The sequence below is a fragment of the Janthinobacterium sp. DSP2-3-3 genome, assembly GCF_049897325.1.
Classification (GTDB): domain Bacteria; phylum Pseudomonadota; class Gammaproteobacteria; order Burkholderiales; family Burkholderiaceae_D; genus Janthinobacterium.
In genome coordinates this window covers 426045-438455 of sequence record NZ_JAFCWA010000002.1, presented here as the reverse complement: position 1 = coordinate 438455, position 12411 = coordinate 426045, and the positions used below count along the sequence as shown (strand labels likewise).

At 62.4% G+C, this 12411-nt stretch carries 12 protein-coding genes; 3 read left to right on the top strand and 9 right to left on the bottom strand.

Going from position 1 to position 12411, the window contains the following annotated elements; translation table 11 throughout:
* Nucleotides 1-3: 3 nt before the first annotated feature.
* From ACP7DE_RS05970 to ACP7DE_RS05930, 9 genes are all read right to left on the bottom strand, one after another.
* Nucleotides 4-1014 carry an ABC transporter permease subunit gene (locus ACP7DE_RS05970; RefSeq protein WP_426071213.1) on the bottom strand — a complete coding sequence of 337 codons (1011 nt, stop codon included), beginning with the start codon at nucleotides 1012-1014 and terminating at the stop codon, nucleotides 4-6.
* Nucleotides 1015-1050: 36 nt separating this feature from the next.
* Complete coding sequence (locus ACP7DE_RS05965; protein ID WP_426071212.1) at nucleotides 1051-2550, bottom strand: sugar ABC transporter ATP-binding protein; 1500 nt, start codon at nucleotides 2548-2550, stop codon at nucleotides 1051-1053.
* 77 nt (nucleotides 2551-2627) lie between these two features.
* A complete protein-coding gene (locus ACP7DE_RS05960; protein WP_083708248.1) occupies nucleotides 2628-3563 on the bottom strand; it encodes an ABC transporter substrate-binding protein in 936 nt (311 codons plus the stop codon).
* Nucleotides 3564-3619: 56 nt separating this feature from the next.
* Nucleotides 3620-4579 (bottom strand): transaldolase, encoded by a 960-nt coding sequence (gene tal, locus ACP7DE_RS05955; RefSeq protein ID WP_426071211.1) that lies wholly within the window; start codon nucleotides 4577-4579, stop codon nucleotides 3620-3622.
* Nucleotides 4580-4585: 6 nt separating this feature from the next.
* Entirely contained in the window at nucleotides 4586-6067 is a 1482-nt protein-coding gene (gene xylB / locus ACP7DE_RS05950) for a xylulokinase (protein ID WP_426071372.1), read from the bottom strand.
* A gap of 30 nt (nucleotides 6068-6097) precedes the next feature.
* Nucleotides 6098-7105: a LacI family DNA-binding transcriptional regulator gene (locus ACP7DE_RS05945; protein WP_426071210.1), complete on the bottom strand. Its 1008-nt coding sequence runs from the start codon at nucleotides 7103-7105 to the stop codon at nucleotides 6098-6100.
* Between the two features lie 210 nt (nucleotides 7106-7315).
* Nucleotides 7316-8053: an NRDE family protein gene (locus tag ACP7DE_RS05940; RefSeq protein ID WP_426071209.1), complete on the bottom strand. Its 738-nt coding sequence runs from the start codon at nucleotides 8051-8053 to the stop codon at nucleotides 7316-7318.
* Complete coding sequence (locus tag ACP7DE_RS05935; RefSeq protein ID WP_426071208.1) at nucleotides 8044-8334, bottom strand: DUF4936 family protein; 291 nt, start codon at nucleotides 8332-8334, stop codon at nucleotides 8044-8046. The genes ACP7DE_RS05940 and ACP7DE_RS05935 overlap by 10 nt, the downstream gene beginning before the upstream one ends.
* 7 nt (nucleotides 8335-8341) lie before the next feature.
* Nucleotides 8342-9457, bottom strand: coding sequence for a YgfZ/GcvT domain-containing protein (locus ACP7DE_RS05930; RefSeq protein ID WP_426071207.1), 1116 nt, complete (start codon nucleotides 9455-9457; stop codon nucleotides 8342-8344).
* Between the two features lie 176 nt (nucleotides 9458-9633).
* Between ACP7DE_RS05930 and mltG the strand changes: the two genes are divergently transcribed.
* The 3 genes from mltG (at nucleotide 9634) to ACP7DE_RS05915 (ending at nucleotide 12377) form a co-directional block, all read left to right on the top strand.
* Nucleotides 9634-10620 (top strand): endolytic transglycosylase MltG, encoded by a 987-nt coding sequence (mltG, locus tag ACP7DE_RS05925; protein WP_426071206.1) that lies wholly within the window; start codon nucleotides 9634-9636, stop codon nucleotides 10618-10620.
* 71 nt (nucleotides 10621-10691) lie between these two features.
* Nucleotides 10692-11333 (top strand): dTMP kinase, encoded by a 642-nt coding sequence (gene tmk / locus ACP7DE_RS05920; RefSeq protein ID WP_426071205.1) that lies wholly within the window; start codon nucleotides 10692-10694, stop codon nucleotides 11331-11333.
* Nucleotides 11334-11348: 15 nt separating this feature from the next.
* A complete protein-coding gene (locus ACP7DE_RS05915; protein WP_426071204.1) occupies nucleotides 11349-12377 on the top strand; it encodes a DNA polymerase III subunit delta' in 1029 nt (342 codons plus the stop codon).
* Nucleotides 12378-12411: the final 34 nt, after the last annotated feature.

The following is a 12411-nucleotide window of genomic DNA, read 5'->3' as shown; positions in this document are numbered from 1 at the left end:
CTATCAATTCTGCGCGTGCGACTGGCGCCATTTATCCAGAATCACCGCCAGCACGATCACGACACCTTTCGCCACATACTGCCAGAACGACGACAGTCCCAAGATCGTCAAGCCATTGTTCATCACGCCGATGATCAGGGCGCCGATGACGGTGCCCCAGACAGAGCCCACGCCGCCCATCAGACTGGTGCCGCCCAGCACGACGGCCGCGATGGCGTCCAGTTCATAGCCCGTGCCCCAGTTGCCGTTGGCCGCATACAAACGGCTGGCCGACATGGCGCCGCCCAGACCAGCGAACAGACCGCTGATCGTATAGACAAACATCAACACGAGGCCGACCTTGATGCCCGTCAAACGTGCCGCCTGGATATTGCCGCCGACAGCGTAGATATGCAGACCCAGGGTCGTCTTGCGCAAAATAAACCAGGTCAGCACGACGACGGCCGCAGCCAGCCAGATCAGCCAGGGAATGGCCAGGAAGCTGCCGTTGCCCATCCATTCGAAGCTGGGGATTTCCGTGTTCAGCACGCTGGTGCCATCGGCCAGCAAATAAGCGGCGCCGCGCAGGGCCGTCATGGTGCCAAGCGTCACGACGAAGGGATTGAGCCCGACGAGGGCTACCAGCACGCCGTTCAGCGCGCCCAGCAGCAGGCCGACGATGAGGAAGGTGGGAATCGAAAAGCCGGCGAACTGGGCCGACAGCGACATCAGCATGCCTGCCACGGCCGAGACGGCCAGCACGGAGCCGACGGACAAATCGATGCCGCTGGTGAGAATGACGAAGGTCATGCCGGAGGCCAGCACGATGTTGATCGACACCTGGCGGAAGATATTCATGGTGTTATTGCTGGTCATGAAGGTCGACGTGCCGTCGGCCGAGAAATACACGGTCAAGCCGTACATGGCCAGGTAGAGCACCACCAGCACGGGCAGCATGCCCAGGCGGCGCATCAGGTTCGAGGCATTGAAGGGTTCGCCGGCGCGCGCGGCGCCGCTGGGGGTACTCGTTGTCATGGTCAATCTCCTGAATGATTATGCTAATGCGTATTCTTATGCTGCTTCCAGCTGGGTGGCATAGGCGAGGATGTTTTCCTGCGTGATATCGTCGCCTGTCACTTCGCCCGTCAGCCGTCCCTCACACATCACCATCACGCGGTCGCAAATGCCGACCAGCTCGGCCAGTTCGCTGGAAATGCACAGCACAGCCGTGCCCGCGTCCGCCAACTGATGGATGATCTTGTAAATTTCGCTCTTTGCGCCCACGTCCACGCCCCGTGTCGGTTCGTCGAGTATCAGCACTTTCGGCGCGATGGCCAGCCAGCGCGCCAGCAAGACTTTCTGCTGGTTGCCGCCAGACAATCCCCCCACGATGCCTTCCGGGCCAGATACCTTGACGTTGAGGTTGGCAATCGCTTCGCGCGTCAGCTGCGTCAGGGCGCCACGGTTGACCACGCCCGCCGTCGAATGCTTAGCAAGAATGTTCATCGACATGTTTTCCATGGCCGACAATTGCATGAACAAGCCCAGGCTCTTGCGGTCTTCCGGCAGGTAGCCGATGCCGTGGCGGATCGCCGTCAGCGGCCGGTGAATGTGCACTTCCTGGCCGTCGAGCCAGACTTGCCCCGATTGCTTCTTGTCGGCGCCAAAGATCAGCCGCGCCAGTTCCGTGCGGCCCGCGCCGACCAGGCCGGCCAGGCCCGTCACTTCGCCCGCATGCAGGGCAAACGAGGCGGGCTTGACCTTGCCGCCGCCCACGTTTTCCACGCGCAGTCGCTCGGCACCCCGCGTGGTGCGGCGCTGGTGCGCATAAAAGTCGTCGGCGGGGCGGCCCACCATCATTTGCACGACTTTCTTTTGATCCAGCTCATCCTTGCCCAGTTCGCCCACATAGGCGCCGTCGCGCAGCACCGTGATGCGGCGCGCCAGGCGTTCCACTTCGGCCATGCGGTGGCTGATGTAGAGCACGGCCAGGCCCTTGTCGCGCTGCTCTTCGATGATGCGGAACAATTGTTCGGTTTCCCGGTCGGACAGGGCGGCAGTGGGCTCGTCCATGATGAGGATGCGGCTTTCGTGCACGAGGGCGCGGGCGATTTCCACCTGCTGCTGCTCGGCAATCGACAGGCTGGCTACCATGGTATCGGCATCGAAACGGGAGCCGAGATCGGCCAGGATGGCATTCGTGCGTGCGCGCATTTCGCCGCCCTTGACGGTCCAGAACGGTCCTTGCGGCTCGCTACCCATGAAGACGTTCTGCGCCACCGTCATGTTCTTGGCCACGCTGAGTTCCTGGTAAATCAGGTTGATGCCCAGGGCGCGGGCTTCGCCCGGGTTGCGGATCTTGATCGTCTTGCCGTCGAGAATGATTTCACCCGCGTCCGGCGTGTACACGCCCGAGAGGATTTTCATCAGGGTGCTCTTGCCGGCGCCGTTTTCGCCCATCACGGCATGGATTTCGCCGCTGCGCACCGTCAGGTGCACGCCGCGCAGCGCGCGCGTGGCACCGAAGCGCTTCTCGATGCCGCGCATTTCAAAAATAATATCGTCGCTCATGACTGTCCTTCCTTGCTGGTGAAACTGGCGCCGCCGGCCTGTGGGCAGGCGACGCCACGTGGTTCAGGTCAGGCAGATCAGTTCTTTACCCAGCCCGTGTAGGTGGCGACGTTTTCCTTGGTGATGGCCGGGGTCGGCAACAGCACCATGGTCTGTTTCGGCGTACGGCCGTTCATGATGTCGTAGCCCATCTGCACGGCGTCGGTGGCCATGCGGTAGGGGTTTTGCGCCGAGGTGGCGGCAAACAGGCCGGCCTTGTTTTTCAGGGCATTCTGGCCATCCGGCGCGCCATCGACGGCCGTGATCAGTTTCACGTCCGTGCGTTTCGACTGCTTGATCGCCAGTTCGGCGCCGATGCCCGTCGGATCATTGATGGCAAACACGGCGTCGATCTTCGGATGGGCCGTCAGCAAATTCGACATCACGGTCATGCCGCCATCGCGGCTGCCGCCCGCGTTCTGGTTGTCGGACAGAATCTTGATATCCTTGAACGCGGCCAGGGTTTTCTTGCAGCCGTTGACGCGGTCGATGACGGACGTGACCGGCGGGCCGTTGAGGATCACCACATTGCCCTTGCCGCCGATCTGCTTGGCCAGGTAGGCGCACGACACGTCGCCCGCCATGGTGTTGTCGGACATCACGGTGGCCGAGGCGCCCACGGCGCCCACGTCGACAGCGATCACGACCACGCCCGCATTGCGCGCTTTCTTGATGGCCGGTGCGATACCCTTGGAATCGACGGCGTTCAGGATGATGATGTCGGTTTTATTGGCGATGAAGTTTTCGATCTGGTCCACCTGGGTGTTCAGGTCATACTTGCTGGACACCGTGGTGACTTTCACGCCAGGGCCGCCCAGCTTTTTCGCGCTTTCTTCCGCGCCGCGACCAATCGCCACGAAGAAGGGGTTGGCCAGGTCGCCCACGCTCACGCCGATCGATTTCAATGGCTTGTCGGCAGCAAAGGCGCCGCAGGCGGCGGACAGCAGCAGGGTGGCGGTAATGACTTTTTTCATGAGGATCTCCAAGGGTTTTTATTGTAAAAACAAACGGTGCTACGGGTGAAAAACTATTAAGTTCTTAACTTTTCAATCATGGCGTCCAGCTTGCCCGCATCGACGGCAAAGCCGCGGATGCCTTCGGCCAGCTTTTCGGTTGCCATCGCATCGTCGTTCAAGGCGTAGCGGAAAGCCGCTTCGTCATACGTGATGGCAGCCTGTGGCGCACCCAAGTCGCCGCCCAGGGCGCGCTCGAACGGTACGCTTGACGCTTCCAGCTTGGCCAGCAAGTCCGGGCTGATGGTCAGCAAGTCGCAGCCGGACAGGGCCGTGATCTGCCCCACGTTGCGGAAGCTGGCGCCCATCACTTGCGTGGCGATGCCATGTTGTTTGTAGTAATTGAAGATGCGCGTGACTGACTGTACACCTGGATCGTTGGACAAGCTGCGTGCCGCTTCGTCCCATGCCGTGCCCTGCGACTTCTTGTGCCAGTCGTAGATGCGGCCCACGAACGGTGAAATCAGGCGCACTTTCGCGTCGGCGCAGGCGACGGCCTGGCAAAACGCAAACAGCAGGGTCAGGTTGCAAAAGATGCCATCTTTTTCAAGTTCACGCGCTGCCTGGATGCCTTCCCAGGTGGCGGCGACCTTGATCAGCACGCGCTCGCGTTTGACGCCTGCTTGCTCGTACAGGGCGATCAGGCGGCGTCCACGGGCGACGGTGGCGGCGCGGTCAAAGCTCAAACGGGCATCGACTTCCGTCGACACGCGGCCCGGCACGACCTTTAAAATTTCCAGGCCGAAGCGCACCAGCACCTGGTCGACGATATCGTCGAGTGTAGCGGATTGATGCTCCGCAACCGTGCTTTCCAGCAAGGGCGCGTAGTCTGGCTGCAGCACGGCCTTTAAGATTAGCGACGGGTTGGTGGTGGCGTCTTGCGGGGCGAAACGCGCCAGTTGCAAGAAGTCGCCCGTGTCGGCGACGACGGTGCTGTATTGCTTCAGTTGTTGCAATTGATGTTGTAACTGAGTCATTGCTGCTTATCCTTTGCTGAGTTGGTGCAAAGCTTGCACGGCGGGAAACAGGCTACGGTAGCGACCGTAACGGATGCTCAAGGCTGCGCTATGCGCGGCATTGGGCAGGAAAGTGTTTTTGATGGGCAAGCCCTGCGTCAGCAGGCTGGTGTCGCCGATGGCGGCAAAGCCCAGCTTGGCCGCGCCCAGGCTGGCCGACAGCTCGCTGTTGTGCAGGGTGCGCATTTCGCGTCCCAGCACATTGGCCAGCAGCTGCGCCCAGTACTGGCTGCGCGCGCCGCCGCCTACCAGCATGCAGTGGGGAACGACGGCTCCGGTCGAGGTGACGGCCGCCATGGCGTCGCGCAAGGCAAAGGCCACGCCTTCGAGCACGGCATAGCCGAGCTGCGCCGGCGTGCTGTCGTGGCCCAGTTGCAAGAAGGCGCCGCGCACTTGCGGATCGTTATGCGGCGTGCGCTCGCCCGACAGGTAGGGCAGGAAGAGGGGCGCGGAGGGGGCAATTGGCGCTTCGAGCGGCAAGCCCGCTTCCACCAATGCCAGCAGGGCGGCTTCGTCGGGCTGGCCCAGCACGCTCGTCGCCCAGCGCAAACAGCTGGCGCCCGACAAAATCGCGCCCATCGCATACCAGCGCCCGGGCAGGGCGTGGCAAAAGCTGTGCACGCCACCGGCCGGGTTGCCCAGCGGCGCTTCGGTGACGGAAACGATGGCGGCGCTGGTGCCCAGTGAAATAAAACTGTCGCCGCCGTTGACGGCGCCGATGCCCACGGCCGAGACGGGATTGTCGCCGCCGCCGCCGGCCACCACCACGTCCATGGGCAAACCCAGCTGGTCGGCGATGGCGGCCTGCACGGTGCCCGTGGCCGCATCGCCTTCGGCAAGTGCCGGCATTTGTTCCCACGTCAAGCCGCAGGCGGCCAGCATGGGGGCGAACCAGGCGCGCTTGGCCTCGTCCAGCCACAGGGTGCCGGCCGCGTCGGACATGTCCGTCAGTTTGATCCCCGTCAAGCGCAGGCGCAGATAGTCTTTCGGCGACAGCAGGCAGGCGATGGCCGCAAACGCCTCGGGCTCGTGGGCTTGCAGCCACAGCAATTTCGGCGCCGTCAATCCCGCCATGGGCAGGCTGCCCGTCACGTCCGCATACGCGGGATAATCGCGCGCCAGGGCGGCCGCTTCGGCTTCGGCGCGTGCATCGTTCCACAGGATGGCGGGCCGGATCACAGTATCGTTGGCGTCGAGGAGCACGGCGCCATGCATCTGGCCCGACAGGCCGATGCAGGCGATCCGCGCGTAGTCCTGCGGCCAGCCGGCGCGCAGCTGGCCCAGCGCGTTGACGCAGGCGGCCCACCAGTCTTGCGGCGCTTGTTCGGACCAGCCCGGCTGCGGGCGGCTGACGTCCAGGCGCACGGAAGCCTGGCCGCGCACCTTGCCCGCGCTGTCCATCAGCACGGTTTTCAGTTCGGAGGTACCGAGATCGATACCGAGGGAAATCGCTGGATGCATATTGTTTACAGTAAAAGGTCAGGGGCAGCCGCAGGAATTGCGTACGCGCAGGGTCGGCGACAAGCGCTGCACATGCTGGGCGCGGCCCGGATTGGCGATGCGGTCGATCAGCAGGTCGACAGCCATGGCACCCAGCTCTTCGAGCGGCTGCGCCATCACGGTCAGGCGCGGGCTGAAATAGTCGGCCCAGTCGAAATCATCGAAGCCGGCCAGCGCCACGTCTTGCGGTACCGCAATGTGGGCATCGCGCAAGGCGTGCATGGTGCCGATGGTCATCAGGTTATTGCCGGCCACGATGGCCGTCGGACGTTGCCCGGGCGCCAGCGCCAGCAGTTCGCGCGTGGCCGCGCCGCTGCGTTCCAGCTGGGAGTCACCCGAGCGCAGCAGTGCGGGGTCAAAAACGATATTGGCGCGCTGCAAGGCCAGGCGGTAGCCTGCGATGCGCTCGTCCGTCGTGGACAGGCCGGGCGCGCCGGCGATGAAACCGATGCGGCGGTGGCCGTGGGCGGTGATCAAATGGTTGACCAGCTGCGCCGTCGCCTCGATGTTTTCCACGCCCACCTGGTCGAACGGTTGCCGCGACATGCGGTCGACCAACACGGAAGCGATCTTGTTACTGGTCAAATAGTCGAGGGCACGGTTGTGCGGATCGCCCGAGGGCGCCAGCACGATGCCGTCGACCCGGCGCTGGTGCAAGTTCTGCACCACTTTGAGTTCTTGCGCGGGATCGTCATGTGTATCGGAAAACAGCATCATCAAGCCGTGGCGCGTGCAGGCCGCCTCGATGGCGCGCACGGTTTCGCTGAAGTAATGATTGGTGAAGGCTGAAATGGCCACGCCGATGGTGCCCGACGACGAGCCGGCCAGCGCGCGCGCCAGCATGTTCGGCACATAGCCGATCTGCTGCATGGCCGCGTTGACGGCGGCGACGGTTTTCGGGCTGACCTTGCGGGTGCCGTTGAGTACGTGCGAAACGGTCGACAGCGATACATCGGCCGCGCGCGCTACATCTTCCATGGTGGCCATGGTGTCTCCTGATGATTTTTTATTATTATGTGCTGCGATTGGTTGCGGCTGTGTCGCCGCGTTTGAATCTATCGTAAACAAAAGAAAGCGCTTGCGCAAGCGCTTTCTTTTTTCGCGCGAACGATATCGGGGCAGGGCATGGAAGTAAAACTGGAGGGAAAGGCGAGAGAAAAACAGGACGGAGCCGGGCGTTGCCGGCTCCGTTAGCAATTACTGAATCACCAGCTCATGCAGTTCGCCGGGCGAGTCCGGGAACAGTTTCACGACGGTGGAAGTGCGCGTGCCGTAGCCCGGCGTTTCGATGCAGACGGCGGACAGCACGCGCTCAAGGTCGAGCGGCACGCCCGTGTCGGGCAAGCGGAAGTCGGGTGCGCGCGTGGTGTCGGCCAGCATGTCGAAGTACGCGTCGTCCGGTGCGCCCTGGCACAGCAGGCTGGCGAACTGGGCCTTGGTCTTCAAGACTTTCGGCCACGGCGCGTCCAGCAGGGCGTTCGACAAGCCGTAGATGCCCGGTTCCAGAGGCTGGCCATTGCGCGCATCGCCATCGCCCCGGTTGGAAAACCAGATCAGCGTATGCGCGTCGCCCAGCACCAGATTAAAACCGTTGTAGGCTTTGCATCCGGGGCGGATTTGCGCGATGTAGTCTTGCGGCGACATATTGCCGGCCAGGTAGTCGGCCGCCAGGGCGCCGCGCGAAGGGGCGTCCGGGTTGCGGTCTTGCGGGCTGCGGAAGTTGGTGATGGCGGCGAAGCGCGAGCTGCCGCTGCCGGCCTGGGTGATGCCCATCCAGCTGCCGCCCGCCTGCAAGTCGCGGCCCGCATATACTTGCGGGTGCTCTGGCCAGGCGCCGGCGGGGGCGCTGGCGCGTTCATAGAATTCGTCGCGGTTGGCGGCGGCAATCAGCGGGATGTGCGGATTGACTTTCCAGGCAAAAACGATCAGGCACATGGAGGCAAATCCATGAACACTTCCGTATGGCGCGCGTCGGCCGTCAGGGCCAGCAAGCCCGCCTCGTCGGCGGCAGCGTCCAGCAGTTCGGCAAAGCCTTCACCGACGACGGGATAGATTTCCATCCACGTCTGCAAGCCATCCTTCACTTCCGGGCGGCGCTTCAGTTGCGGCGCCACGCCAGAGGCCGCCGCCAGTTTCGCTTGCATGGCGCGCACGCGCGCTTCCAGCGCCTGGGCGTGCTCTTCCTTCACCTGATAGTAAATGTATACATCTTTCATGGCATTCTCACAAATCGAGTGCGTCGAGCACGTAAGGCATGGGCAGGAAATGCACGTGGGCACCCTGGGCCGAGCCGTAGCGCACGGCGCCGGCGGCGCTTGAACCTTCTGCTATCGCCCCCAACTTCATTTCAACGAGGGCGTCGATGCCACCGCTGCCGTTCGGCGCGGCGTTGACGACCATGCCGCAAGGCTGGTCCGGGTCGCTGACGGCAAACAGTTCGCCGCCGCCCACGACGGAGGCGTCAGCGATGCTGACGAGGGTGGTACGGCGCTTGAGCTTGCCAAGGTACTGGCTGCGCGCGACGATTTCCTGGCCCGGGTAGCAGCCTTTCTTGAAATTGACGCCGCCCAGCAGCTCAAAGTTGACCATTTGCGGCACGAATTGCTCTTGCGTGGCGGCCGTGATCTGCGGGATGCCCGCATGGATTTCCGACAGGCGCCAGCAATCATTGCCGCCTTTCGTCAGCTGTTGCGCCAGTTGCGGCCACACGTCGCGCGCCGTGGCGGCGGAGGTCAGCCATTCATAGCGGGCGCTGCCGAAGGCATCGGCCACGCGCAACAGGGTGCCCAGCGCATGCTCGACTTTGCTGAACGGCACGGCGGGCAGCACAGGGAACAAGGCGGAAAGTGCCACGCTGGCCCTTAGTCCCCCGAGGCCCAGGATGACCTGATTCGCTGCATCAAAGGACGCATCGTGCAGCTTGGCCTTGGCCCGCAGCACGAACATCTGCAGGCGCTTCTGGATGCCAGGCTGCAGGGTACGCGGCAATTGCAGATAAATGGTGGTGGCATTGCGCCACATCAGGAAACTGGCCAGCAGCCGGCCTTTCGGCGTGCAGTAGCCGGCCAGGCGCACTTGCTCCTGGCTCAGGTGTTCCACATCGTTGGTCAGCTGGCCATGCAGGAAACTGGCAGCCTCGTCGCCGTTCAAGCCGATCAAGCCCTGGTCCGTGATGGCGGCGACAAAACCTTCTTGCAGCTGGGACACTGTCAGGGCTTGGCCGAAATCGTGGATAGTGGCGGCGGCGATGGGGGCTGTGCTGTCAGGCGCGCCATCGGAGACAACGGGGCGAGCGCCTTGTGCGGTTAAAAATTGATTCCAGTTATTCATAATTTCCATTAGATCAGCAATTAAGCATTATCATTACGGGTTCATTATAGTGATGTCGCGCCGATTGCGTCGGCAGCGGCAAGATTGTCAGTGCTGGCGCCGCTTTGCGCGCACTTTCTTCACAAATGAACGATCATAACAAGCGGACGTTGGCCATCAGCGCCCGCATCACAAGAATCGGAACAATGGCTTTCTTTAAAAAACTTGTAGTCAGCTCAGTCATCGCCGCCATCGGCGTCGGTGGCACTTTTGTGTACTGGGCGCAGCAGCCCGTCACCACGGAAGGCGAAGCGATTCCGTTTACGATCGCGCCCGGTAGTGGCGCGCATGCGGCCGGCCAGCAGATCGCGGATGCGGGCGTGCCCATCGTGCCCATCCTGTTCAACATGCTGGCGCGCATCGAAGGCAAGACCTCGAAGATCAAGGCCGGTTCTTACGAGTTGAAGCCGGGCACCACGCCACAGCGTTTGATCACGCAACTGACACGCGGTGAATTCGCGCAAGAGTCCTTGACCATCATCGAAGGCTGGACTTTCAAACAGATGCGCCTGGCGATGGCCAACCATGCTGGTCTCAAGCACGATACGGCAGGTTTCTCCGACAAGGAACTGATGGCGAAAATCAGCCCTGAGTATGGGCATCCGGAAGGCCTGTTCTTCCCGGATACCTATCTGTTCGCCAAGGGCGCCAGCGAAATGCAGATTTTCAAGCAGGCGCACACGGCCATGATAGGCCGCCTGTCGGAAGCGTGGGACAAGCGCGATCCGGCCCTGCCATATAAAAACCCGTACGAGGCGTTGATCATGGCTTCCATCGTGGAAAAGGAAACGGGACAAAAGTCCGAGCGTGCCATGATCGCCGGCGTCTTCGTCAACCGCCTGAAAACAGGCATGCTGCTGCAGACGGACCCGACCGTGATCTATGGCATGGGCGACAACTACCAGGGCAAGATCCGCAAACGCGACCTGGAAGCGGACACCCCGTACAATACCTACACGCGCGGCGGCTTGCCGCCCACGCCGATCGCACTGGCTGGCGCACAATCGCTGACGGCGGCGCTGGCGCCGGCCCGCACGCAAGCGCTGTATTTCGTGGCGCGCGGCGACGGCACCAGCCAGTTCTCGGCCAACTTGCCCGACCATAACCGCGCCGTGAACCAGTATCAGCGGTAATTGCCAGCATTTTTGCCAGCAATTTTGCCAACATTCTTGCCAGCATTCATCATCACCAGATTAAGAGTTTCATGACACAACACTATCAACCCCGCTTCATCACCTTCGAAGGCATCGATGGCGCGGGCAAGTCGACGCATATCGGCTTTGTCACCGACTACCTGCAGCAGCGGGGCGTGACCCTCGTGTCGTCGCGCGAACCGGGCGGCACCAGCCTGGGCGAAAAGCTGCGCGAACTACTGCTGCATGAAAAAATGCACCTGGAAACGGAAGCCTTGCTGATGTTCGCCAGCCGCCGCGAGCACATCGCGCAAGTCATCGCGCCCGCCCTGGAGCGGGAAGAGTGGGTCATTTCCGACCGTTTTACCGATGCCAGCTTCGCCTACCAGGGCGGCGGACGGGGCATGGATTTGCGCAAGATGGAAGCGCTGGAAGCGTGGGTGCACCCGCATCTGCAGCCGGACCTGACGTTGCTGTTCGACGTGCCGCTGGCCGTGGCCCGCGCCCGCCTGGACGCCACGCGCGCGCTCGACAAGTTCGAGCAGGAGCAAGCGGACTTCTTTGCCGCCACGCGCAACGAGTATCTGCGCCGCGCGGCGCAGTTCCCTGAACGCTTCCGCATCATCGATTCCACGCAAAGCATTGCCGATATTCAGGTACAGCTGGCGCAAATACTTGATGTATTGCTTGAGAAAAGCGCCGCAAGCCACTGATTTACAAGGAATAAAATGAACAGTCCTCTCTATCCTTGGCAACAGGACGCCTGGCAGCAATTGCAAGCCTTGCGTCCGCGCATGCCGCACGCCATCCTGTTCCATGGCGCGCAGGGCATCGGCAAGGCCGACTTCATCGAGCATTTCGCGCAGGCCTTGCTGTGCGAAGACGTGCGCGCCGACGGCCATGCCTGCGGCACGTGCGCCTCGTGCGGCTGGTTTAGCCAGGGCAACCATCCCGATTACCGCAGGGTCCGTCCGGAAGCGCTGGAAGACGAGGTGGTCGACGATGGCGAAGAGGGTGACGGCACGAAGAAAAGCGCCAAGACCAAGACGCCGTCGAAAGACATCAAGATCGAACAAATCCGCAACCTGGCCGACTTCATGAACATTTCCACGCACCGGCAAGGCTTGCGCGTGGTGGTGCTGTACCCGGCCGAAGCACTCAACACGCCCGCCTCGAACGCTCTGCTGAAAACCCTGGAAGAGCCGCCGCCGGGCACGGTGTTCCTGCTGGCATCGAACAGCCTGGACCGATTGCTGCCGACGATATTGTCCCGTTGCCGCAAGTTCGCCTTGCCCATGCCCAGCCACGAGCAGGCGTTGACCTGGCTCAAGGCGCAAGGCTTGAACGATGCGGACAGCTGGCTGCGCGAGCAGGGCGGCGCACCGCTGGCTGCGCTGGCCCAGTCCGAGTCGGGCGGCCGCGAAGAAACGGAACAATTGCTGCAGGTGCTGGCCAACCCTGGCGTGGAAGCGGCCCTGAAGGCGGCGGATAAATTGCAGAAGGCGCCGCTGGCGCCGCTGGTGGCATCACTGCAGCGCTGGCTGTACGACGTGTTTTCCGTTAAATTGTCGGGCACCATCCGCTACTACCCGCGCCATCGGCGCGAGCTGGAAGCACTGGCCGGACGCATCAACATCAGCCGCCTGATGGCCGCCATCAGGGCCGCCAACGAGCGCCGGGCAATTGCCGAGCACCCCTTGTCGCCCAAGCTGTTCCTGGAAGACATGCTGCTCGATTACTCTTCTAGTTGCCAATAAAATCAATCACTTGCCTTGCAAAGTTAATCCAGAT